We start from the raw sequence: 25,133 nt of genomic DNA, 5'->3' as shown, positions 1-25,133 counted from the left end.
TGGTCAAAAATCCGGAGCAGGCCCGTAACCGTCGGTACAATTATACTTCACTGGCAACACATAGCATTTCGTAGTAATGCCAGAAGAGAACTTCATCAGTAGCGGAGACGTCTCGACACAGTTGTTCGACTGGGGGACCCTGAAGTGGATGGCGACCCCGGACGTGAACGGATCGGAACGACTCAGTGCCGGCGTGGTAAACCTCGAACCCGGCAAGGGTCACGATATCCACACTCACCCCGACAGCGACGAGATCCTCTACTTCATCAGCGGCGAAGGCGAGCAGACCGTCGCCGGTGAAACGAAGGAGGTTGGGCCCGGCGAGATGATCTACATTCCGGCGGGCGTCGAGCACGGAACCACAAACACCGGCTGGGAGACGCTGCAACTGCTTGCGGTGTACGCCCCGCCAGGCCCCGAAGACGTGCTGGCCGACCTACCCGAATGTGAAGTCGTGCCGGCCGGTGAGATTCCCACCCGAAACCACTGAGCCGTCGCCGAACTAGTTTTTCTGTCGGCTTATCAGCTATATGTCAGTCGTGTAGATTAACTCATAACTTTGGATGCTCCGGAATAGTGATTGGAAGAAACCCTCGCTCAACCTAGGTGCCTTCAGATCGATCGAACAAGACCTCTCTGGAGAAAGCTCAATTATTTCGCATCTGTGAGCGGCGCCGTGAGCACGGCATCCGGGTGAGCAGCCTCAACGAGGCACTCCGCACGGTCGGGTACGCCCCTATCAACGGCCTCCACCTGCCTTGAGCAAGATACCTACAAGCACCTCCACGGAGCGGTCACTCACACCAACTCCGGAACCGCGTGACACGGCTACCTCACCACGGGCTGCAGACAAAGAGTGCTGTACGCTGGTTGTTCAACTACCAACAGTTGACGAGAACTCACACTAGAGGGGTAACAGTCACGGAAAGACGGGTGGGTGGTGAATGAGGCGGGTGACGGGATACCTCAGGCACTCCGCATCAATCTAGAGGTAGTGAGGATTGAAAACGAAACGGGCACCAGCAGTATCCGTGCGAATTCACCGGCTAGCGTGCGATAGGCTGCAAACGCTGCTATAATTCACTTGAGAGGCGCTGTCGGCCCCTATTAACCGATACTTCTCCTATTGAGTGGCCCGTTAGGTAGCTCCTGTCTCTGTATCACTCACGCTGCCAGACGTACACTGCAAACGCGAGTAACCCGCCGAAGAACGTCGTTAGCGTGAGTCCACCGACGGCGAGTGCCCATAGTGCAGCGTTCTTAATACCACGTCTCTCCGCATCGTTGTATACCCAGTAGGCTAAGGCAAATCCGAGTACAATTGGGATGAGGAACAGTATGAGGACAAACCCAATACCTAGTGGGATTGCGAATTGGAGGGGCACCATAGACGATTGTCAATGCAAAATCGTATTAAAATATTTGGAACGCCTGATAGTAGTGTAACTACAGGATAACTTTCGGTCTACCTGTAGAAGACGAACGATGATTATATATCAAAATGTTGGCGAACGCTGGTTATAGAGATTCGAGGAAAATGCTGGTGGCTTGAGTGATCACTGAAACAACTGAATATGCAGCGACGTGTGGTGCAGACCCCTCGCTCCGAGTGAAACACCTCTATTCGTTCACTGGGTCTCTCACTCGTTTCAGTGCTATATTCAACTCTTACGCATATCACTCCAGCCACCAGATGAATCCGACGATTTAAGTCACAAACCACGTACTACGCACTGTGCGTGGAGAACTGGCAGTTGACTCGGTGTTTGCCACGGTTCGTAGCCGAAATCAAAAGGTAAGCCGCCCACGCCGACAGTCGTTACACAATCAGGTAGCTCGAAGCCCTTTACAGGGTACGAGTAACGGCTTCGTGGCAAAGCCACTGCTGACTGTCCAGCAAACCTTAGACTCCCAACCTTCAGGATTGACCTGCCCGGCCAACACCGGGTGGGAGGCCCGCGTCTTTAGGCGCGGGAGGATGTCACGGATGCTCAGATTCACGTGTTACACGTGGATGACAACCTAGATCTGGCGACCCTCGCAGCCGATTTTCTTGAACGAGAACGCGAGCGTCTCAGTGTCGACGCCGTCGCGAAACCAACAGCGGGACTGCAAAAACTTGGAGAGACGGCATACGACTGCATCATCTCCGACTATGAGATGCCGGGACAGAATGGCATTGAATTCCTCAAAGCCGTCCGTGAAGAGTATCCTGCCCTCCCATTTATTCTGTTCACTGGCAAGGGGTCTGAGGAAATTGCCAGCGAGGCCATCTCCGCTGGCGTCTCGGATTACCTCCAGAAAGAGACCGGTACGGAGCAGTACGAGATCCTAGCCAATCGGATCGTGAACAACGTCGAACGGACCCGTGCCCAACGGCAGCTCGAAGAACAGAATTCTCACTTCCGGCAGGCACAATCGATGGCGCATCTCGGGAGTTGGGAGAAAGACATCCACGCCGACGAAATATACTGGTCGGACGCCGTCTTCGATATATTCGGCCTTGATGCGGATGTCACCTCCATCGATCACAACCAGTTTATGGAGTTTGTCCATCCAGCAGACAAGGCGCACGTTGAGGAGGAATGGCGTGCAGCCCTCACCGGGGATGAGTACGATGTCGAACACCGTATTGTGACAACGGATGGTGAGACGCGGTGGGTGCGTGAACGGGCAGAGATCACCTTCGACAAGACCGGCGCACCAGCGAAAGCACTGGGCGTCGTCCAGGACATTACCGAACGGAAAGAGCAGGCAGACCGACTGCAGAAAACATCAGCTCGCCTCAGGGCACTCTTTGAGCGCTCGCCAGATATGATCAACCTCCACGACATCGAGGGACAGATTATCAAGCCTAACCCGCAGCTCTGCGAGCGGACCGGCTACAGTGAAGCAGAACTGACTGATATGTCCGTGTGGGATCTTGACACGGAACTTGAACCGGACGAAGCGACATTACTCTGGAAGCAAATGCGGCCCGGAGAAAGCAAACGAGTGGACAGCACCTACCGATGTCGTGATGGATCGACGTTCCCCGTAGAGATCAATATCAGGCGTCTCGGTCAGGGGCACACTGACCACTTCGTTGTCATCAGTCGTGACGTGGAACAGTTAGGTGCTGATCATCCTGAATAGGCTCGCTAACTGGCGATCGACGATCAGAACACCGCCCACTTTCCAGCGATAGCGACATCTAGAACCCACTCTCGCGCCTGACTGCGATCTCCTGAGAAGGCAAATTTGGACTGACTGCTTCTACTCTGATCGTGGTGGAGCAATGAGCAGGTAATCTTGTTTTGCTTCGATTCGATCAGCCGGAATGAGGAGCTGTCCCTCGTCGTTTCGCTTGAAGCCGCGAGTCTGCTGACCGTCCGGATCAAGACGGAGGTGCTCAAGATCTCCTGTCTTGACGTTGACTGTGATGTTCTCTACGGTACCGAGTTCGACACCGTCAGTCGTCATCACACTACAACCAGCTACGGAGGAGGCGAGCGCTGAATCCATATTGGACAGTGCTCATATCAATATCTTAATTGTGAACAAAACTGAAATGACCACTTCAGTCACCTTTCCTCGGCCGACCCCCATCGGATTATAACCTCCAGGCTGGGCGCATCCCTGACCCGGACTAGATAAGTTACTCCGCGGGTTGCGCGAGGCCGACTTTGAGACAGCTACAGCCAAACGGCAGATTTGAGAGATAGCAGCTTAATTTGAGATCACTGGTAGATAGAATTTTCAGATCTGATTCTCGCAGGGGTAGGATTATCAGTGAGACATCCTTTACACCTATGATTATGTCGAATGACGGGAGCCCTTCGGCAGCACTCGACCAGCAGATTTCCGACGACATCGGGGACGATCTCGATACAGAGATCGACGACATTGAGGAAGGCATCGACGCAGAAGAAGGATACGATCACGAGGGTGCGAGCGAAGTCCAAACCTCTCTGGCAGAATTACACGAGTCATCTGTCGAAATTGCTAGGCGTATCGGTGAAATTCGGGAGGGGACCGCCGAGCAGTACGAAGGAATGGAAGAGGTTGCCGAGGAGGTCTCCAACCTCTCGGCTGCCGTCGAAGAAATCGCCTCCTCTTCGGAAGAGGTTTCAGCAGCCAGTCAACAGGCGAAAGAGCTCGCTGACGACGGGCAGGACGCCGCCTCGGAAGTCAAAACATCGATGGCCGAAATACAGCAAGCCGCCACTGACGTCTCTGACGACGTTGGACAGATCCAGAATAGTGTTGTCGAAATTGACGAGATTGTAGAGGTAATCAACGATATCGCAGACCAAACGAATATATTGGCATTGAACGCCTCCATTGAGGCCGCGCGAGCCGGCGACGCAGGCGAGGGGTTCGCAGTCGTCGCGAACGAGGTCAAAGAACTCGCTGAAGAATCACAGGAGCACGCCAGCGAGATCGAAGAAATGGTTTACGACGTGCAGGAGAACACCCAGAGCGCAGTGAAGTCACTCGAAGAAAACAACGCCCGCATTGAGGATGGAATCGCAACGGTTGACGAAGCCGTCGAAATTCTTGACGAAATCCACGGGGCCGTGTCGGAGGTCAGCGAGGGCATCACTGAAGTTGCCAATGCAACTGATCAGCAAGCGGCATCGACGGAGGAAGTTGCCAGTATGGTCGACCAGACGACGGCCGCAGCCGATCAAATCGCATCATCCACTGCAGAAATCGCAGACACTATCGACGACCAAACCGACCAAATTGCAGATATCGACGACGCTGTCGATGCACTAGTCGAGGACCTCGCTCGAAATACCGACGCCGAGACCACAGAGACTGCCGAGTCCGCAGCTGACGATTGATACTGTCGGACAGAAGTTCGTGAATCATATTGGCACCCACGGGGTGGCGATACTTTTCACATCGTTCTGTCCGACAGTATGAGCGATCGTGGGCCCGTCTTCATATATTTTTGAGTACTCATCCAGCTGAAGATCGTGATAAGGTGGTGGTTCATATCGCCCACTGTTTTGCTGTCACTGATCCTCGCTCAGGTGGTTCGTCGAGTCGTAGTGAGTGCAGAAGTATTCAGACTATCGGTGATGTCACTGCTCCGACCCTCCGGGGTCTGGCAAGGTGATAACAGGACGAGTGGCCTCGCTAATCAGTTTGAGCGAACGGTCGCCAGCGAGTGACCGATCGCAGCGTCTTCGAACTCCACTGCTGCCCCGATGTCGGCCTCATTGCATACACGGTCCAACACGCCCCCACTATGCTGTGTAGGAAGCATCGGTATCGCGGAGTGTGTCAGACCAGGAATAGCGGATAATGAATCCCGACTCTACTCACTCGATGGAGCCGTATTACGAAATTTCAGATCAATCATAACACAACACCCATTTCTTCAGAATATCCATCACCAGTATGGCTGTTCTATTCTGGGGTGCATCTGATCTTCCTCCGGCGAGCGTTCTGAAGTACTATCTCTACAAATCGACGAAGGCCGTCGAGTTTTATCGGCCAATTATGTATCTCTTCTTTCTCGCTCAGGGGCTCAATTTTACGCAGATCGCCATCCTCGAAGCGATATACAATCTGACGACGCTGCTAGGTGAAATTCCGACTGGCTACATCGGTGACCGGGTCGGTCGGCGCAACAGCCTCCTGACCGGAACCGCGCTCATCTCGGTCACATTGCTCGGAATCGGACTGTCCAGTTCGTTCTGGGCGCTCGCGGCTCTGTACGTCTGTTGGTCGATGGGCTACAACTTCCGCTCGGGAAGTGAAGACGCGTGGCTGTACGATACGCTCACCGACGACCTCTCCGAGGACGAGTTCGCGCACGTCCGTGGCCGCGGCGAATCCGTCGCCCTAGCGATCGGCGCTGGAGCGGCGATCGTCGGGGGCTACCTGGGCAGTATCGACCTGTCGTATCCATGGTTCGTCGCTGCCGGGGTCACGGCAACTGGCGTGGGTGTCCTCCTGACGATAGACGAGCCCGCGACCTACGAACGAACGGACTCCACGAAACTGAGCTTTCGTCGTACGCTCTCGATCATCCGACGGACCATCTCACAACGGAATATACGGGCGTTCGTGCTGTATTATTACGTCCTCTACGCGGCAGTGACGTATCTGGTGTTCGTGTTTCTTCAACCGATCTTCGAGACGATTGTCCTCGACTTCGGCGTCTCGCAGTCGCGAGTGAGGTCACTGCTCGGGTGGTTCTACGCGGCGTACAGTCTCTTCGGCGCAGGGCTGAGCTACTACACTGGTGCGATTCGTGCGCGCCTCGGGCTCCGAACGTGGTTTCTGTGGCTGCCCTTCGTCGTCGGCGGCGCACTGGTGGGGATGTACTTCGTGCCGGTACTCGCGCTGCCGACGTTCCTGCTGATCCGCGGGCTTTCGGACGTGACGCGGTCGTTCGCTGGCCAGTACATCAACGACCGCATCGAGACGATGGGCCGGGCGACCGTGCTCAGTGCGATGGCGATGGTCAGTGGCCTCGCCGTCGTCCCGTTCCAACTCGGGAGTGGCGTCATCTCCGACGTTGTCTCGCCTCTGTTCGCACTCGCTGTGGCCGGTATCGTGCTGATCGTCGGCTCGGTTGGAATCTTGCTCTGGGAGGCACCCATCGAGAGATAGCGGCTATGACTGTCGACTCACAGAGAGAGCATACTCGGGACTCTTGTACGGGTAGTCCGAAAAGCACCCGATGCGAACGAGTTTCAATATCCCGGATGCGATCCTCGAGGAGTTCGATCGGGTCTGGCAAGACGAGGGACTGGATAATCGGTCCCGAGCAGTTCGCGAGGCGATGCAGGAGTACATCGAATCGCATTCTCGACTCGAAGACCTCAGCGGAGACGTTATCGCGCTCGTCGCCTTCGACTACCGCCATCACGAGGTGATCGGAGAACTCCACGCGGTCCAACACGAGTATCAAGATGAGATTCTCAACACGAGTCACACACACCAGGGCGAGTGGTGTCTCGAATCCTTATTCTGCCAGGGGGCCGGCGACCGCGTTCGGGAGTTGACCTACCGCCTCCGTGACTTCGACGGCGTGAACCGAGTGAAGATAATGGTGATTCGAGATAACTGAGCGCGGCAGACGCCCCGGAAATTCGCTCGCTCATACTGTCGGACAGAACGATGTGAAAAGTATCGGCACCCCGTGGGTGCCAATATGATTCACGAATTGCTGTCCGACAGTATCAGTCCACCGTCGTTGCCGTGTTCCCGGTCGACTCGGACCGCGTGGTCAGATAGAGGTAGATCAACACGAGGATCAAGACGACCTGGACCGCCTTGTCAACGTAGTCGATCATCCCGTACTCTGACTTGGCCACGATCCAGAGGGGGAACTGCACGGCCGTATACGGAATCCCGATCAGGTAGAGCATTCGCCGGCGGTAGTCGAGGAAAAAGAGCACAAGTGCACCAGCGTAGCCGACGCCTGCGAGTGCAACAGGAGCCCGGCCCTCGACGATACCAGCATACACGTGGAGGACGCCAGTAATGACGACTAACACAACTGCTAGCCACTGGATCTGGGTAAGAGGTCCGATCCGACCTGTCGATTGATTTTGTTTATTTCTCACAATACTACAGAGTGATTAGCGAGGGATAAAGACTGTTATTATCCGACTCCAGATTGCGTAATACGGTTCTACTCGAGACCTCTACGTCGTGGCCAACGTGTTGATGAGCGCGTGATGCACCCATCCGAGCAGTCTTGACGACACATTTTTGAAACCCACCTGAGTCCGATAGTCCGTGTCAATTACGCGAGCGAAGTCTATCGATTCGCTCTACGAGGAGTGCAAGGAGTTCGACCTCGTGCTCGTGCCGGATGCGCCGATGGCAAGCGCCCTGAACCGGCGTCTCGACCACCCCCACTTCGGAGCTTTCGCGATCACACCACGTCGACTCGCTGCCAGACGGCGAGAAGAGGCCGAGGACCGGCTCGCGTTTCTCGAAGTCATCAAGGCGACCGATCTCGACTGGAAGGAGGCGTCCTACGCGGTCGGGAACATCCTCCAGTGCTGGGAGTACCAGGGGACGGCCGAAGCCGTTCTCGACTACGAGCAGTTCGCGACGGACCCGACGCACACTGCGGTCGACTGCATCGCGGAGATGGATACGACGTCCAAACGGCTTACCGAGTACACGATAGACGCCGACACGTCGGTCGCTGTCGTCGGATTAAAGCAACTCACCGAACTCGAACGCTCGATTCTTCCCCCAACCTACGAGACGATCGACCCGTTCTCTGAGGACCCGTTCGATCAGCCACCGTTCCGAATCCTCGATTCGCCGGCCGCAATTGTCGATACTGTCCTCGATACCGTAACGCAGGAGAACGCCGACGACGTGGCCGTCGTCCTCGATGCTGCCAGTCAGTATTCCCCGCTCATCGAGTCGGCGCTGGACGCAGCCGACATCCCCTACTACGGCGGCCCGGGGTTCAGCGACGATACTCGCCACCGCGCATTTCTGCAACTCCTCCGAAGTGCACGCGCTGGCCGAGATACGCGAGTTGGCGACGTTCGACCACTCCTCACCCAACTCGGGATGCCAATCGACATCGAGCACGACGAGAAGCGGCTCGTCGACCTCGACCACTCGGGAATCGAGTGGTTCCACGAGTTCCGTGAGGAGGTCCGTTCCTGCACCTTCGCGGACGCCACCGACGCATTCGAGGCCGTCATCGATGCCGATGTCGACGCCTTCAGAGACGAACTTTCGACGCTCGGCCTCCTCGACGATCCCGTCACCGAACCGGCGGTTGACCGACTCGAATTCTATCTACAGTCCTACGACGTCCCGGTCGATCGCGAAAACGAGGGCGTTCTGCTGGCCGATGCGAAATCAGCCGGGCACGTCGACCGCACCGTCGTGTTCTATCTCGGGCTCGACGAGGGATGGACGCATTCGTCCCCCCGCCGCCCGTGGGTCGATAACGATCAAGAGTTCGAGCGGAACATCCGGCAGTTCCAACGACTCCTACAGAACGGTGTCGAGCAGTACTACCTCGTGCAGGACACCGCCGGTGGAACGCCCGTCACTCCGTGTCTGTACTTCGAGGAACTGTTCGATGCTGAGTTCGACCGATTCAGTGACCTGGACTCACTGCGACATTCACGAACATCGCGACCGACGCAAGATGGGTTCGAGAAAGAACCGCTCGATGTCTCTCCCGAAGACGTCACCGCACTCAGCCAGTCCAGTCTGAATACGTACGTCAACTCCCCCCGCGATTACTTCTTCAGTCGACTCCTCGACAACCCGGACAAAGACCACTTCAGGGAGGGCAATCTGTTCCACGACTTCGCAGAGTTCTACGTCTCGCATCCAGGCGTCGTCACACCCGAGACACTTGAGGAGGTCGCGACACTCATTCTCGACGAAGTCGACCCGTTCCTCCGCGGCGTCGACCGAGAGGTCCGACGCACCAAATACCGCGTCGGGCTCCAGACGATCGCCGAATACCTCGATACGAACCCGCCGCAGGGCGATGGGTTGGCGACGCCCGACAGTGGCCGGAGCGAGAACTTCTTCGCCGAATACTACGACCGCCCCATCGAGTCCTCCCACACCGAACGCTGGTTCGAGAACACCGACCTCGGACTGAAGGGAAAAATCGACCTCGTTCACAGTCCCACCAGACTCCTCGATTACAAGAGCGGCTCGAAGAAGTCGACATACTCTGTCGTCAAGCATTCGGCGGTCGATCCCCCGAGCGACAAACCGAACTTTCAAGCACTCCTCTATCTCGCCCACCAGCGGACTGAGCACCCAGATGAGGAACTGCAGTTCACGTTCTTCCACTTCCTGGAGACGCTCGACGACGTCGTGACAGGGGAGAACGCTCTGGAGGACTGCCTCACGACGGTGACCTACTATCCCGTCACCTACGAGGTGTACATCGCGAGCCCCGCTGTCTTCACCGAGCTGCAGGAAGACGCCGCGAACGACTGTAACAAGACCTTCTCGAAATCGAGGTACGAGGTGTATCGGTCTGTGTTGGACGGCCAGGAGTTCCCAGACACCCGCGACAGCGACGAACTCATCGAATCGGAGTTCGCCGACGCACTCACTGCGCGATTGATTGCTGACGTTGGAGACTACAAGTACGTGAAAAACGGCTGTAAGCAGGCACTGAGACACTTGCTTCGAATTCGCAACCAGAACTACTTCACCGGCGACGTGGACGCGTTCGAACAGTTCGTCCAAGAACGCCTTGCAGAATTGAATACCCGCCGTGCCGGCGAGGAGCGCTTCCCGGTACAGGGGCTCTCCGGCGACCCGAACTACCGGTACGTGGACAACCGGGACTGTATCCTGGAGGATGGATCGCGATGACCTCGCCGAACGATCGTCAGCAAGACCTCATCGACAGCAAACAGGGAATCCACGTCGTCGACGCCGGTGCCGGGACCGGAAAGACGTTCACGGTCACCCGCCGCTACGCCGAAATCGTCGACCAAGACGACGTCGAGCCCGAGGACGTCCTCCTCGTGACGTTCACCAACAACGCGGCCGCGGAGATGAAAGACCGAATCGTCGCCCACTGTGACTACGGGATGCGTGAACTCTCTGACGCGCCGATACAGACGTTCCACAGCCTCTGTCACGACATCCTGATGGAGCACGGCTTCGAGGCACCGGCGCTTCTCGGCATCGACGACCGCATCACCGGATCGACGCGAGTCCTCGAAGACGAGAACGTCGAGAAGGCGCAGTTCCGCGAGTTCGTCCGGCGCTTCAGCGACGATCACCCCGAGTACGACGACTTCTTCCGCGCTATCGAGGAACCAGTCGAACTCCTCGGGTTAATCAATCAGCTTGCGGCGAAAGGTGTCTTCCCGACGGCCGAGGGCTGGTATCGCAACGGCGAGCGATATCTGGATGGTAACTTCGAGTCGTTCCGAGAGGTCTTCGACGAGCAGAACCAACCTAGAAACGACGGGAGCAAGCAGTCCAAGCTGCGCTCGAAGCTCGGCGACTACGGGAAGGGTAAGTGTTATCTCCCGGACGCACCCGAGAAAGAGGCGATCCGCGGCGGATGGGGAGAAAAGCAGGTGCCTGCTGCCGTCGCTCAGCTCGCGTTCGAGGAACAGCGAGAGGATCTCAAGAACTTTGTCCACGACGTCTACCACGAGTACGTAGAGTTCGCGCTCAGCCGCAATTACCTCAATTTCGGCTTCCTCCAACTGTTCGCGTTCGTCGTACTCTGTGAGGATCACCGACTCCACGACGACGTCGCCTTCGAGTACGTGATGATCGACGAGTTCCAGGACTCTAGTGAGATCCAGTTCAAACTCGCACTCTTGCTCGCGGATACGAACAACGTCTGTGTCGTCGGCGACTGGAAACAGAGCATCTACTCGTTCCAGTATGCTGCCGTCGAGAACATCACTGAGTTCGAATCCCGGCTGGATCGGTTCGTCGACGAACTCAATGAGGACCACGAGCGAGTGTCGTGGGCGACCCGCCCGATCACCGATATCGAACTCGTCGAGAACTATCGGTCGACGCAGGACATCCTCGACTTCTCCGAACACAGTCTGGTGACACCCGCGGGGAGCACGGACGACGTCGACGAGGCCGCCGTCCGAGACCGCATCGTGTCGCTCTCTTCGAATACTGCGCACGAGAACTCCCACATAGAGGCGGTCCAACACGAAGACGAACACGAGACCGTCCTGACCAAGATTCAGGAGATCGTCGGGAACGACGCGTATCAGATCGAGGAGGACGGCGACCTTCGCTGCCCGGAGTACGGTGACATCGCGGTCCTCACCCGGACTCGTGACTTCGGCCGAGAACTCCTCTCTGTTGCCGAGGAGTATGGGTTGCCGATGGCGTACGAGGGTGGCATCGAGTTGTTCCGTTCCGATCCGGCAAAGATCCTCTTGGCGTGGCTGCGGATCCTCGAATCCGATTTCGAGCGAGGCTGGGCGGTCGTACTCGAGGAAGCCGGGTACACGCTCGACGAGGTCAAACACGTCCTCCAGAGCGAGAAGTACCCCGACAATATGCAGGCGTTCGAGTCGGAGCTCGCGTCACTGGAGACCGTCGGTGGCGTTGCCCAGCGCGTGTTCTCTCAGTACGACTACGACGGGGCCTACGCCGACGTGTTGCTGACGACGATACAGTCTGTCCACAACGCGACGACGTTGACCCGAGGAGACCTCATTCGGTTCATCGAACGCGGCATCGATGATGGAAGCACCCACGAGGTCCACGCGAGCGCTGGTCTGAACTCGGTGACCGTCCAGACCATCCACGCGGCGAAGGGGCTCGAACACCCCATCGTCATGCTCGCGAATATGAACGCTCGTCGCTTCCCACCGTCGGGTGGGAACAGTAACGCGATCACGTTCGACGATCCGATCGGGTTACGCCAGCGGAAGCTCTACGCCGACGACCACGGGTATCCCCACATTCACGACAACTGGCGGGCCGACGTCTTGCAGAAGTGCCTGCCGCGTGGGTACGACGAGGAACGCCGCTTGCTCTACGTCGCGATGACCCGGGCAGAGAGCCATCTCGTGTTTGCAGCAGGTGAGTCTCCGAACACGTTCATCGAGGAACTCCCGGTCGACCTCGAGGAACTGGAACCCGACGTTCGGGCAGACGACGTCAGCGAGACGACGCAGTCACACTTACAGATTTCCGTGCCGACGCCAGAAGGTCCAGTCGGACACTCGCCACACACGCTGATGCGCGACGACGTGTTCGAGGACGTCGACGACGGGAGAGGGACCGCGTTCGGGACGGAGACCCACGAGTTCGCTGAACGCTACGTGTTGGAAGAAGGCGTCGAGCCCTCGAACGAGGACGAGCGTCATATCAAATCGTTCCTGGACTCGCTTGGCGGAGAACTACGGGTCGAGGAGGACGCGTATCTCCCACTCACCATCGATGGGGAGCAGGTCACCATCTCAGGAGTCGTCGACCTCGTGCACATTCGTCCCGATACCGTGGAGATCATCGACTTCAAGACCGACCTCGGACGGCACGCCGCGGATGAGTACCGGAAGCAACTCAGCGTGTACTACCACGTCCTGAAAGAGTGGTTCCCTGACCAGGACGTGACTGCAGGGGTCTTCTATACTGCTGACGGGTCCCGCGTCGATGTCGATCCGATGTCGGAAGCGGAGATCGCGGATCTTGTTCGGAGTGTTCTCGACCGCTCTGAAAGAACGGCATAAGTGGTCTGCACACGTTCTAATTCTCATCGAACTGGGCAGCCTTACTCTTCGATGGGCTTCATCGCGGAGGAATCAACTCAGGGGGGCTGCATCAGCGGTGCTGCACGGCGCAGCGCAATCGACTTCGAGAAAGAGTCGGACAATCCCCACCGCTATCAGCCGAGATGCCCGAGAATGTAGAAACGAACGTAACGAATAGAATGAGGAGAACGAATGAAACTAAAACACCGAATAAAACGAGAACAGTGACCGGAACGAATGTATTTACGGCAATGAACTCCCGTCGACGTATCGAATAGGAAAGAGTCGTTGAGAAAAACGAAGGTAACGAAGGGGACGAGAAAGGTGAACGAAGGGGGGGGTCGATTAAAAACGAATGAAATGAGAGTAACGAACTCAACGAATAAGTTCGATTCAACGAGTACAACGAACGGATGGTTTTAACATCGTCGTCATCATCTCACCAAGTGAAAATCCCTCACTGAATGCACCGAACTAAACGAGCATAATGAAAGAAACGAATCAAACGAACTGATTGAGAGGAACAAGAAGAATGAGCGAAACTAACACGGCACGAATCACGGTGGCGAATCAGAAAGGTGGTGCGGGAAAGACAACCGACGTCATTCACACTGGTGGTGCACTCGCAGCACGCGGCTACGACGTCCTCCTCGTCGACATCGACTATCACGGCGGTCTCACGTGCTCTCTCGGCTACAGTGGTCTGTACTACGACACCGATCGGACCACGCTCTTCGACGTCCTCGACTTCGATCAGATGGAGTCGGTGAACGACATCATCGTCGAACACGAGGAGTTCGACATCCTACCAGCCAGTGAGAAGCTCGCGAACAACAAAAACATCCAGACGCTACTCGAAGCTCCGAAGAGTCGTGAGCGGCTGGGAATGGCACTCGACGAACTCGACAAGAACTACGACTACATCATCGTCGATACGCCACCCTCGCTGAACGTCCTCACCGATAACGCCCTCGTCGCGACCAGCAACGTCGTCATCCCCGTCATCCCCGAGAAACTCAACGCCAACAGTCTTCAGATATTCGCGAAGCAGTTGGGTTCGCTTGAACCAGCGTACGGTGACATCAACCGACTTGCAATCGTGTGTAACCGTGTTGAGCAAAACTCCGAACACCGGAACACAATCGAGGAGATCAAATCGGCGTACTCGCTCCCAGTCTTCGAGATCCCAAAGCGCACCGACCTCTCGCAATCGATCGGTGACGGCGTGTCCGTCTTCGGCTTCGGGAAAGAGAACAAGCGGGTCGAAGACGCGCGGGACCTGTTCAACGAGATCGCCGACCTGTTCGACGAGACGTTCGAGAAGACGGCACCTGCGGAGGTAGACGTATGACTGACGGCTGGGGTGATGCCTCCGGTATCGAGGGCAACTACGACGACGAGGACGGCGAAGCCGATGCAAGCGAAACGAGTGAAGTGAACGAAACGAGTGAAACGAGTTCCTCGGCTGGATCATCGGACTCGAACGAAACGAACGAAACGAGTGAAACGAGTGAGACGAAAACGAACATCAAGGACGAGTGGAACGGGCGAACCATCTACATTCCGGACAACATTCTTGATGAGATGGAGGACACCTATCTCGAATCACAGCTGACGCTTCGAAAAGCGGGTCAAGACGAGTTCAAAAAGAACCGGCACTTCTACCCGCTCCTCGTGCAGTTCGGCGTAGAAGCCCTTTCGAAGGCGGATGCTGATGAAATCCAGGCTCGACTTTCGACTCTGGAAGACGATTGAGGTAGATCAACTCATCGATCCGGAGTTACACGTCGAGATCGAGACAGTTGCAATTATCCCGGGGTGACGTCCGCAACCGCCACTTATCGGGGTCCTTCGGGTGTTGGAGCTCTCCTGCGTCCCCCACCAGAAACAGTTACTCGCCTGTCTCCGCGCGTGGAGTTGCTTTTCGACTTCGTCACTGCCGGTCGCATCCACGGCTACCGCAACGAGGTCGTCGTGATGCTGTTCGATAACATCCGTTAGCTGGCGTGCGGTTCTGAGTTTGTATCGGACTTCTGGATCGTCGACTTCCGCTGTCGCGTCCGCCAGGAGAGTGTCGATTGCACCGACGGGTGTGTCCGCCATATCAGGGCCTAGGATTCTCCGTAAAATAGTATTGGGAAACCGCGCTCGTTCGTGGGTGGGCACGCACAGTGCTGCAGTCCAGTTCGACGTCAGTTACTGAGTGCACGCCTTCGCTCACGTGACCGCACGCCGTCGGGCGATCACGTGCACGATCAGTTGGAAACGGCTATAGATCTGCTAGACGGCATCCCCTCGGCCGGAGCGCTGGCCTATCTTTGAGCAGCGAGAGAATCCCGCCGTTTACGGCGGGCGAGGATGTCACCGGACGGGGATGGTCATCGCGACGATGGTCCCGATGTCGCTCGTTCGGATGTCGATGTCTCCGCCGACGTAACTGACGAGCCAGTAGGCGAACCACAGTCCCAATCCCGATCCGTGTTCGAGCGGTTCTTCGGTTCCGGCCTCGATGACGCGCTGCTCTTGTTCGGGAATCCCGGAGCCGTTATCGACGACCGAAATCGTACTCGTCGTCTCGTCGACCGAGGCGGCGATTTCGACCTGTGGCGAGGAGGCATCCGAGTGTTTGACGCCATTCTCGACAAACTCGCGAATGCCCGGCAGCACACGCGAGTCGATTTCGACAGTCTCCGGAGGCAGTTCCTGGATGACGACATTCCCCTCCGTGTACTGTGACTCCACACGGTCACGGATCCGCTCGAGACCGGCTTCTAGCCCGCAAACGGAGTCGGCTTCCTCGATGTTGTCTGCGAAGATCTGTCTGGCGTGGTGTGCTTTCTCGCTGATATCCAGCAGGGAGTCGATGTTGTCCTGGATCGTACGCAGGTGTTCGACCGACTGCTCATCACTGAGCGTCTGCTCCAGAATGTCGGCGTATCCTTGGATTGCAGTCCCCTTATTGCGGAGGTTGTGTCTGAGCACCCGATCGAAGACGACGAGTTGTTGTTCCCGCAGTCGGTGGTCAGTGATGTCGTCTTGGATAGCAACGAATCCCTGAATTTCGTCATCGCCGTTCTGGATCGGAGCGATGGTCTGGTTAAGGATGATCCGCTCGCCCGACTTGCGTTCGTTGACCGTTTCGCTCGTCCAGACTTCGCCCTCGAGGATGGTCTCCCAGAGGTCGCGGTAGAACGCCTCGTCGTGATCGCCCGATTTGAGGATGCGCGGGGTTTCACCGATCGCCTCCGCGGCCGTGTAGCCCGACATCTCCTCGAACGCCGGGTTGACGTACTCGATCGTGCCGTTGGTGTCAGTCATCATAATCGCGTGGCCGGCGTGGGAGACAGCGTTTTTGAACTGCCGGAGATCCCGTTCGCGCTCCTTTTGTGCGGTGATATCCCGAAAGAGAGCCAACACCGCCGGCTCGCCGTCGTACGTGATCCGTGACGCTCGCAGCCCGATGTCTTTTTGCTCGCCCCGGGGCGTTACGACGGCGATTTCGTACTGGCTTGGCGGAGATTCTCCCCTCGTTCGTTGCTGGTGACGTCTGCGAACGAGCCGTTGATACTCCGGTGCGATGACTGACTCGAGGGTCATTCCCTCCAGAGCCTCACAGTCTCGTTCGACGATCGTCGCCATCTGCTCGTTGACGAACACGAACTCGCCGTCCTGTGCGACGGCGATCCCGTGTTCACTCTGTTCGACGAGCGTCTGATACTTCCGCCGTTCCTCGCGGAGCTGTTCGTTCTGCTCTTTGAGGTCCATAGCGAGCTCTTTCGTCTGTGCCCGCCGGACGAGGAGATTCGAGATCGTCCGGAAGAGCGCCTGCTTGCCGACCGGCGCCGTCACCACGTCGTTGACAACGAGAGGACGGTCGCTGGACTCGATATCGGGAAGCGTGACCGAGACCGGCGACTTCTCACGGCGAATCAGGACCACCGGACAAAACACCGGCTCTTTTCGGCGCTTATACGATTCCAGTTCGTCGCGGTACTGCGGAAACGACGACTCGTCGACTAGGTGGAGGTCGGCCTCCTGGACCTCCTCGGCGGTGACAGGCGTGTGGTGTTCGGATACGAGTGACGCCAGCGCCTGTCGATTTCCCGCTCCGGCGAGTAACAGCTGAATCTGGGCCATCTTCGTGATCAGCGTGAACGGTCCGTAGTTTCGCTCGTGCGCTCCGGAACCCCGTTGAGTACGCCGTGGATGCCCGTCACCGGTTCGCCTATCTGCAAGCCATCGGCAGTGATCGTATACCGGCGAGGAACCGTCTCGAAGCCGCCCACACGCTTTTTGAGAACCCCGGCGATACGCTGGAGTTCCCCTTCGAGTTCGATGTAGTTCTGGAAGACGATGTTATCGGCGATATAACTGACGTGTTCGCTCGTCGCTTCCGGGAGCCCCGTCACGGTCGTTCGTTGGTCGATCAGAATAACGGAGACGTTCATATCCACTAGGTGCTGTGTGAGTGCGTGGAGCCGACGCCGCAACTCGACGGCCTCGCCTGCGCCTTTGATTGCCGTTTTGTACCCTTCGATCCCGTCGATTACGACGAGTTCAACGGCGTTATCCTGGACCTCTGTCACTACTCGGTCGGCGAACTCTTCCGGCGACTGGGTGAGCGAGTCAATCTCGTTAACGAAGAGCGATCCCTCCTCGCGCAACCGCGTGATCGGATGCCCGAAAGCCTCTGATCGGTAGGTAAACGTCTCGATTGACTCCTCGAACAGATACGTGAGCGCCCGCTCGCCGTTTGCCGCGGCTGTCGCGAGGAACTCGGTGGCTGTCGTCGTTTTGCCGACACCGGAGGGACCAGTGATGATCGTCACCGTCCCCCGTTCGAGCCCGCCACCGATGAGGGAATCGAGTTCGGAAATGTCGGACGTGAACTGGTCCGGCTCGAAGGTCCGTGCGTGCCGTTCACGTTGCAGCGCTGGATATACCTGCAGGCCGCCCCCCCGAATTTCTAGCCCGTGCCTGCCGTCCCGCTGGCCGACGCCACGGTGCTTGGGGACGTGGATCCGACGGCCTTCTTTTTCGTCCTCGTATTCGAGCACGATGACGCCGTCGCTGAGCGATCTGAGTTGCATATCCATCTGCGCGTGCGGCGTCTTGGTGGCGAGGACGGTCGTCCCCCGGTTCTTCAGGTATCGTGCGAACGAGATGATACGCTTGCGGAACTGATACTCGCTCGGTTCGAGATACTGGAACTGCGTAATCGGGTCGATCAGTACACGACCCGGATCCAGTTCCTCGATCGCATCGCGGACTTCGGCTATCAGGTTCCCGTCTTCGATGTCCTGGGGATCGACGACGTCGTAGGACTGCGCCCGCTTGAAAAAGTCCGATTCCGGCCCGACATCGAGGAAGTTAGCGCCGCGGATGTCGATTCCGAGTTCGGCCGCGTTCGCGCGGAGGTCGTCGGCAGATTCTTCGCCGTGGATGAACAGCACTGTCTCACCGGCCGAGAGACCTTCGCAGAGGAACTCCGTCCCAAGCAACGTCTTGCCCGTGCCAGGAACCCCCAAAACTAGATATAGACGGCCGTCTACGAACCCACCTTCGAGAAGCGAATCCAGTCCCGGGATTCCGCTCGAACTCCGGGTAAAGGATTGTTCAGGGGTATGCATATTCGTCCTTCCTCACAGAGAGTGGATAAACATCACTATCGGTTATCGGGGCTGATAACCTGATTCCCGGCTGATGCCGGTTGTGCGGGACTTCGAGTTCGGCTAGCAGGGCGTCGACGGGATCTCCTCCCTGCTCGAGTGTGAAAGTGCCTTGTCGGGTCCCGCGCCAGTGGATCAGATCGTCTTGCGGGCTCATACTGTCGGACAGAAGTTCGTGAATCATTCTAGCACCAACGGGGAGCCGATGGTTTTCACATCGTTCTGTCCGACGGTATCACTCCCTATCGGAGGCGCAGTCGACTCCCCGGAACTCGAAGCGGGCCCCACCGTCGGACCCTGCGGTCACGTCGACCTGCCAGTTGTGGGCGTCGGCGATCTGACAGACGATGGCAAGACCGAACCCTGTCCCGTCCTCGGAGGTCGTAAAGCCCGAATCGAAGACGCTATCTCGATCTGACGGCGGGATTCCGGGACCATCGTCTTCGAGATAGAATCCCCCATCTATCGTTCCCAGTTGCACGGTCACGTCGTCGCCAGCGTGTTCCCGCGCGTTCCGAAAGAGGTTCTCAAAGAGTTGTGTCACTCGGGAGTCGTCCATCAGACACTCAGCGTCGTCGACGATTCGGAGTTCCATCTCGTTGGTGTTGACGTTCTCCCACGCAGCCGTTGCGACCGACTCCAGCGACGCCAGTTCCGGGTCGAGGACGGTCTTTCCCTGCTCAGCCAGCGCCAGTAGCTCTTCGATGAGTGCCGCCATCCGATCGGTGCACCGCTGGATCTCGTCGTGTGCCTCTTTCGGATCGTCCTCGAGGCGGGCTATGTCGAGGTAGCCCTCGATGACGTTGAGCGGATTGCGAAGGTCGTGGGCGACAGTGCGGCCGAACTTCTCCAATCGATCGTTCTGTCGCTCTAATTCGAGCCGTTGCTGTTTGAGTTCTGTGATGTCGCGGTTGATGGCCACGAACCCGGTGACCTCTCCGTCGTCTGTGAGCGGCGAGATAGTCTGATCGATGATATACCTCTTGCCGTCCTTGCGCTCGTTGGTGATCTCTCCCGTCCAGACCTCGCCATTGAGGATCGTCTCCCAGAGATCACGGTAGAAGTCGTCGCTCTGCTCCCCGGATTTGAGGATCGCTGGCGTCTGGCCGATGGCTTCTTCGCGGGCGTAACCGGTCATCTCCTCGAACGCGGGGTTGACGTACTCGATCGTCCCGTCACTGTCAGCGATCACGACTGCGTGTCCGGCCTGTTCGACGGCCTCACGGAAGACCCGGAGCTGACGCTCGCGCTCTTTCCGCTCTGTGATGTCTTGTGCTGTTCCGATGTGGTATTCGTCGCCCTCGATAGTGACGTGGGTTGTCACGGTCTCGACCGGGACCGTCGAACCGGTGTCGAACCGCTCGTGGAGTGTTTCTCGACGTCGTGACTCTCCGTTCTCGAAGGAGTTCCAGTAGCTCTCAAACCGAGTGACGTCGAACCGGGGGTTCGCGGTCGCCATATGCCGGCCGTTGAGGTCCTCGGATGTTGTCCCGAGAATGTCAGCGTACGCCTGGTTCGCATACAGGATGGTCCCCGTTTCGTCGTAGGCTGCGATTCCAGTTCCCACCTGTTCGATCGCTTGCTCGAAGAACTGGAGGTTCCGCTCGCGCTGTTTCCGCGCGGTGATATCTCGGTTGATGGCGACGAAGCCAGTGATCTCACCTTCCTCTGTGATCGGCGAGATGGTTTGATCGATGACGTACTCTTGGCCATCTTTGCGCTGGTTCACGATTTCGCCTGTCCAGACCTCGCCGTCGAGGATGATCTCCCAGAGGTCCTCGTAGAATTCCTCGTCCTGCTTTTCGGAACCGAGGACGGCGGGCGTTTGCCCGCGGAGCTCCGCTAGACTGTAGCCTGAAATGCTCTCCATCGTGGGATTGGCGTACGTGATCGTCCCATCCGCGTCAGTGACGAGAATCGCGTGACCGGCGTGCTCCATCGCCGTGTAGAGGTCCTGCAACTTCTGCTGCTGGCGGGCGATCGTCACACAGCTATTGATCCGGGTGGCCAGCAGTTCGTATCTGGTCTCGCCGGTGTCTTTTTCTAGGTAGTCGTCGGCCCCGAGTTGGATTGCGCGGCTGGCAACCTCCTCGGACCCTTGCCCGGCGAACATCACGAAGGGAAGGTCGGGATACCGACCCTTCACCGCCTCCAGAAACTCCAATCCGTCCATCTCCGGCATCGCGTAGTCGCTGACGACACAGCTTATCTTGGATTCTCTGTCGAGCCGGCCGAGAGCGTCTTTCGCGCTCGTTTCGGTGTACACCTCGAACCCGAACTCCCGCTCGAGATAGGTCGCGACGATGTCGGCGAACGCGTCGTCGTCCTCAACGAACAGCACCGTAATTGTCGTCTCGGTCGACCCAATATCGACAGACTGTACATCGGCTTCGAGCTGGGTCCGTTGTGACATCATTGTTCTAAGAGTACAAACAAATCTGACCGCCCGGAAGACGCCCCCCACAGCGCCGCGGACGTTTCTTGGTTACGATAGGCATACCTGCCGATCCGTCCGCCTTATTATTTTTGAAAAGTTATTAGATTTGATACTGGTAGTGTCGTTGCCATCTCCCGCCTCTAAGCGCCCGCTCTACCGACGCTAATAGCGTGATCGGGGCCTCAAGTAGAGGGCGTTTCCACGTCTGCGTTGCCCAAGGCTACCCCTACGGACCGAGGCGCGTTAGCGCTGATGGAGTAGTTTACCGAGCGTCGTGTTCCCAGATCGCTGCTACAGGTAAGCAAGGCGAGTGCCTCGGGGTCATACGGAAATATTCGATTTCCGTGATGACGAGAATCGGAGATTCTCGAACCACTTGACCCCGAGGCGGTTCAACGTGCGAGGTGCTGCGGCAGTGTCGGAATTTGCACGTACTAGAAATCGGGACAGAACAGGCCGAGTTGGACCTGTAAACTACCCCTCCCTACCCCCTCGGCGCATACGCGCCTCGGTCCTTGAGGGAGGGGCTTTGATGTGGACTCCCGGCGATCAACTGTCGGCGGTTGGCCGATAGCCGTCGCCATTCAGCATCCCACCATTTACACGCACGTCTACTGGTGCGTCTGCGCTCCCCGATGTGGGCGAGGAACGCAGTCTGTGTTGTCGCTTCCGTATATACCGCAGTCCGACGTTTTTCGCGCCATTGTAGTCCGCGTTGATTTCGTACCCGCATTTGAGACACCGGAACTGCTCGCCGTCACGGTTGTCTTCGTGGGTAAACCCACAGTCGGTGTGAGAACACCGCTGGCTGGTGTGGTCGGGTTCAACCTGCTCAACAGCCACACCACGTTCTGGTGCTTTGTATTCAACGTACTCGACAAGACGGCGAAATGCCCAGATGTGATGCCACTCAGCGTGGGGCAGCCGCTCTCGAATGTCGGTCAAATTCTCAAACACGATCACGTCGCAGTCGTGGGCAACCGCTTCCTCAACGATTTCGTTGGCGACTGTGTGGATGTACTGTTTGCGCCATGATCGCTCTCGCTTTCCAAGTCGAAGCAAGGCGTTATGGGCAGCTTGGGTCCCACGCTGTTGCATCTCTGCTCGGCGCTTCTCGAACTCTTGAATCCAGTGGTCGTACTCGTCACCGCTCCAGAACGTGCCTGTTGACGAAACGGCGAGACTGGTCACGCCGAGGTCGATCCCGAGGACTGTCTGGTGCCCGGTATCGTCCGAATCCTCAACTTCGATACCCTCGCCTTCGTCGTCTATCTTCCGTGTTTTGACGTGGAAGTAGAACTCGTCGGTTGCTTGGTCGTACTGGAGTGTACTCGTCCGGAACCCGTAGTCGTCCGAAAGGACGTACTCCTCGTATGGTGTTGGACTGTCTGCCGGCAACTCAAACTCACACTCGATGCGTCCGTTCACCGTCGAAAGCGAGATTTTGTTGCGGTAGAACGACGCACTGCGTTTGTCGTAGACCACACTCCACGAGGTGAACTCTGGTTTGTTCGTCCGCTTGCCCTTCTTCCAGCGGTCAACACCACTCTCAACGGCGTGGACGGCACGCCGGATGGCTTCTTGGACGAGATTCGCCGTCAGGTCAGTTTCGTCACGGAGTCGGTCGTACAACGCATCTCTGGCTGTCACGTTGGAAGTGACGCAGTCCTCGTAGTCGGTGTTGTCCCAACAGTAGTCACTGGCTTCGTTCGCGCAGTAGAGGAACTGGTCGGCAGTTTCGTGGAGGTCGTCGTGATACTCGTCGGGGACGACAAGTTTGACCGGCGCGGTACGCCTGACCTCCATATTTCAGATGTTGTTCCAACGTTCCTTAATAATACGGGAGTCAGACAGCGACACTCCCGTCATTTGTGTCGGGATGTGTCGGCTTCCTCCCCGGCCTACTCGCTTCGCGCTTCCGACTGGTCGGAAGCTCTCGCTCCTTGAGGCCGGGGGCTCCGCCTCGAAACTGCTGAATCGGGAGCCGAAGCAATTCGACTCACAGCAAAAATAAAGTTAACTATTATTTATCATTGTTGTCTATGTATTAGTGTTCGCTATGAGCACCGATGAACCAAGTCATTCGACGGAAGAGCCCGGTCACGATCACCACGAGGTAGCAGGTCCGGGGTACCCGACACCGGCGGCGATGCGGACGGAGTCCGAACGAGAGAAGACGGCGTTCGTTATGGCGCCTCGCGTCGGTATGGACGTCGACGCGCCCGACTTCGTCGGCGTTGTCGACGTCGATCCAGATTCAGAGACGTACAGTGAGCTGATCGACACCATCGAGATGCCGAACAAAGGCGACGAACTCCACCACTTCGGCTGGAACGCCTGTTCGTCGTCGTGTCACGCTGAAGGACTCGCCCGCGATCACCTGATCGTCCCAGGCCAGCGCTCCTCTCGAATCCACATTCTCGACGCCACAGATCCACGTGATCCGAGCATCGAGAAGGTAATCGAACCCGAGGAAGTGTTCGAGCACGACCTCTCGGCACCTCATACCGTCCACTGTGTTCCGGGCGGTAAAGTCGTCATCAGTATGCTTGGCGACGCAAACGGTGACCTTCCCGGTGGATTTCTCCAACTCGATCAGGACGACTTCTCTATCGACGGTCACTGGGAGGCCGACCGCGGCGAGATGGAGATGAACTACGACTACTGGTATCAGCCCCGCCACAACGTGATGATCTCGACAGAGTGGGCAGCCCCGAGGACCTACTATCCCGGCTTCGACCTCGACGACGTCGAGGCGGGACAATACGGCGACAGCATCCACATCTGGGACTGGGAGACCAAAGAGCACCAACAGACGCTGACGTTCGGCGAGGAGGGGCTGATCCCCCTCGAGATTCGAATGCCGCACGACCCTGAGGAGACGCAGGGCTACGTGGGTGCTGCGCTCTCTTCGAACATTCTCCGCTTCTGGGAGGGCCGTGACGGCGTCTGGGAGTGGGAGACGGTCATCGACGTCGAAGACCGCGAACATCCCGACTGGGATATGCCCGTCCCCGGCCTCGTGACAGACATCGTCCTCTCGCTGGACGACCAGTATCTGTTCTTCTCGAACTGGCTCCACGGTGATATGCGGATGTACGACGTGAGCGACTTCGGCAATCCGCGGCTGGTCGACCGCATCTGGGCCGGCGGCAACTTCGGCGACCGCCAGGAGGTGCAGGGCACCGAGATCCGCGGCGCACCCCAGATGCTACAGCTCTCTCGGGACGGCAAGCGCGTCTACTGGACGACGTCGCTGTTCTCCTCGTGGGACAACCAGTTCTACCCCGACATTGGATCAGAGGGGTCGGTGATGCTGAAGGCGGACGTCTACCCCGACGAGGGGCGGATGGAACTCGACGAGGACTTCCTCGTCGACTTCGGCGACGCTCCGGGTGGCCCGGCCCGCGCTCACGAGATCCGATGGCCCGGTGGCGACTGCACCAGCGACGTCTGGCAGTAGATGCCCCACGAGGTCACGCTACGGTGGCGCGACGGCCGCGAAGCGACGATCGACGTCGCCGACGGAGAGACGGTCATCGATGCGACAGAGCGGGCAGGACTCGGCGTTCCCTTCGGGTGTCTCTACGGCGCTTGTGGTACCTGCACCGGCCGACTCCTGTCGGGCGATCTAGTCCACATCGAACGCACCCGCGGGCTGAAACCTCGTCACCGCCGTGACGGGTACGTCCTGCTGTGTGTGGCCGAACCTCGATCCGACTGCCGGATCGAAGTCGGCGCGGAGATCCAGGCGGATCTCGTCCCGAATCCGTGGCAGTAGCGTTTGAGGCGAGTTCGTCGGACTTCCGTTTCGCG

The 25,133-nt window shown here is 57.7% G+C and carries 18 protein-coding genes; 11 read left to right on the top strand and 7 right to left on the bottom strand.

The window, feature by feature from the left end; translation table 11 throughout:
- The first annotated feature begins 76 nt into the window (after positions 1–76).
- Positions 77–490: a cupin domain-containing protein gene (locus NO347_RS09565; RefSeq protein ID WP_256289379.1), complete on the top strand. Its 414-nt coding sequence runs from the start codon at positions 77–79 to the stop codon at positions 488–490.
- 670 nt (positions 491–1,160) lie between these two features.
- On the opposite strand, the gene NO347_RS09560 is transcribed toward NO347_RS09565, so the two are convergent.
- Positions 1,161–1,388, bottom strand: a complete 228-nt coding sequence (locus tag NO347_RS09560; protein WP_256289378.1) for a hypothetical protein — start codon at positions 1,386–1,388, stop codon at positions 1,161–1,163.
- A 622-nt stretch (positions 1,389–2,010) separates the two neighbouring features.
- Between NO347_RS09560 and NO347_RS09555 the strand changes: the two genes are divergently transcribed.
- On the top strand, positions 2,011–3,135 hold the full coding sequence (locus tag NO347_RS09555) for a PAS domain-containing response regulator (RefSeq protein ID WP_256289377.1): 1,125 nt from the start codon (positions 2,011–2,013) through the stop codon (positions 3,133–3,135).
- 120 nt (positions 3,136–3,255) lie between these two features.
- Here the strand turns inward: NO347_RS09555 and NO347_RS09550 are convergent, their stop codons facing one another.
- On the bottom strand, positions 3,256–3,504 hold the full coding sequence (locus NO347_RS09550; RefSeq protein ID WP_256289376.1) for a PRC-barrel domain-containing protein: 249 nt from the start codon (positions 3,502–3,504) through the stop codon (positions 3,256–3,258).
- 293 nt (positions 3,505–3,797) lie between these two features.
- Between NO347_RS09550 and NO347_RS09545 the strand changes: the two genes are divergently transcribed.
- The 3 genes from NO347_RS09545 (at position 3,798) to NO347_RS09535 (ending at position 7,072) form a co-directional block, all read left to right on the top strand.
- Complete coding sequence (locus tag NO347_RS09545) at positions 3,798–4,829, top strand: methyl-accepting chemotaxis protein (protein ID WP_256289375.1); 1,032 nt, start codon at positions 3,798–3,800, stop codon at positions 4,827–4,829.
- Between the two features lie 664 nt (positions 4,830–5,493).
- Positions 5,494–6,612 (top strand): MFS transporter, encoded by a 1,119-nt coding sequence (locus tag NO347_RS09540; protein WP_256289504.1) that lies wholly within the window; start codon positions 5,494–5,496, stop codon positions 6,610–6,612.
- 70 nt (positions 6,613–6,682) lie between these two features.
- Positions 6,683–7,072, top strand: coding sequence for a CopG family ribbon-helix-helix protein (locus NO347_RS09535; protein WP_256289374.1), 390 nt, complete (start codon positions 6,683–6,685; stop codon positions 7,070–7,072).
- 112 nt (positions 7,073–7,184) lie between these two features.
- Here the strand turns inward: NO347_RS09535 and NO347_RS09530 are convergent, their stop codons facing one another.
- Complete coding sequence (locus NO347_RS09530) at positions 7,185–7,571, bottom strand: DUF7475 family protein (RefSeq protein WP_256289373.1); 387 nt, start codon at positions 7,569–7,571, stop codon at positions 7,185–7,187.
- 175 nt (positions 7,572–7,746) lie between these two features.
- On the opposite strand from NO347_RS09530, the gene NO347_RS09525 reads away from it, so the two are divergent.
- The 4 genes from NO347_RS09525 (at position 7,747) to NO347_RS09510 (ending at position 14,966) form a co-directional block, all read left to right on the top strand.
- Positions 7,747–10,335, top strand: a complete 2,589-nt coding sequence (locus NO347_RS09525; RefSeq protein WP_256289372.1) for a PD-(D/E)XK nuclease family protein — start codon at positions 7,747–7,749, stop codon at positions 10,333–10,335.
- On the top strand, positions 10,332–13,190 hold the full coding sequence (locus NO347_RS09520) for a UvrD-helicase domain-containing protein (RefSeq protein WP_256289371.1): 2,859 nt from the start codon (positions 10,332–10,334) through the stop codon (positions 13,188–13,190). Before NO347_RS09525 ends, NO347_RS09520 begins: the two co-directional genes overlap by 4 nt.
- Positions 13,191–13,743: 553 nt before the next feature.
- Complete coding sequence (locus tag NO347_RS09515; protein WP_256289370.1) at positions 13,744–14,562, top strand: ParA family protein; 819 nt, start codon at positions 13,744–13,746, stop codon at positions 14,560–14,562.
- Positions 14,559–14,966: a DUF8160 family protein gene (locus NO347_RS09510; RefSeq protein ID WP_256289369.1), complete on the top strand. Its 408-nt coding sequence runs from the start codon at positions 14,559–14,561 to the stop codon at positions 14,964–14,966. The genes NO347_RS09515 and NO347_RS09510 overlap by 4 nt, the downstream gene beginning before the upstream one ends.
- A gap of 606 nt (positions 14,967–15,572) precedes the next feature.
- Here NO347_RS09510 and NO347_RS09505 read toward each other — a convergent pair.
- From NO347_RS09505 to NO347_RS09490, 4 genes are all read right to left on the bottom strand, one after another.
- The gene (locus tag NO347_RS09505) at positions 15,573–17,348 is read right to left on the bottom strand and encodes a sensor histidine kinase (RefSeq protein WP_256289368.1); all 1,776 of its coding nucleotides are present in this window, start codon (positions 17,346–17,348) and stop codon (positions 15,573–15,575) included.
- Positions 17,349–17,356: 8 nt separating this feature from the next.
- Positions 17,357–18,841 carry an ATPase domain-containing protein gene (locus NO347_RS09500; RefSeq protein ID WP_256289367.1) on the bottom strand — a complete coding sequence of 495 codons (1,485 nt, stop codon included), beginning with the start codon at positions 18,839–18,841 and terminating at the stop codon, positions 17,357–17,359.
- Between the two features lie 274 nt (positions 18,842–19,115).
- Positions 19,116–21,293: a hybrid sensor histidine kinase/response regulator gene (locus NO347_RS09495; protein WP_256289366.1), complete on the bottom strand. Its 2,178-nt coding sequence runs from the start codon at positions 21,291–21,293 to the stop codon at positions 19,116–19,118.
- Positions 21,294–21,866: 573 nt separating this feature from the next.
- Positions 21,867–23,123: an RNA-guided endonuclease InsQ/TnpB family protein gene (locus NO347_RS09490; protein ID WP_256289365.1), complete on the bottom strand. Its 1,257-nt coding sequence runs from the start codon at positions 23,121–23,123 to the stop codon at positions 21,867–21,869.
- A gap of 253 nt (positions 23,124–23,376) precedes the next feature.
- Between NO347_RS09490 and NO347_RS09485 the strand changes: the two genes are divergently transcribed.
- Complete coding sequence (locus NO347_RS09485; RefSeq protein WP_256289364.1) at positions 23,377–24,780, top strand: selenium-binding family protein; 1,404 nt, start codon at positions 23,377–23,379, stop codon at positions 24,778–24,780.
- Entirely contained in the window at positions 24,781–25,098 is a 318-nt protein-coding gene (locus NO347_RS09480) for a 2Fe-2S iron-sulfur cluster-binding protein (protein ID WP_256289363.1), read from the top strand.
- Positions 25,099–25,133: the final 35 nt, after the last annotated feature.

It is taken from the genome of Halobellus inordinatus, assembly GCF_024464655.1.
GTDB classification, from domain to species: Archaea; Halobacteriota; Halobacteria; order Halobacteriales; family Haloferacaceae; genus Haloquadratum; species Haloquadratum inordinatus.
Note: the sequence above shows the minus strand (reverse complement) of the source record. Positions and strands in the feature narration are given on the sequence as shown.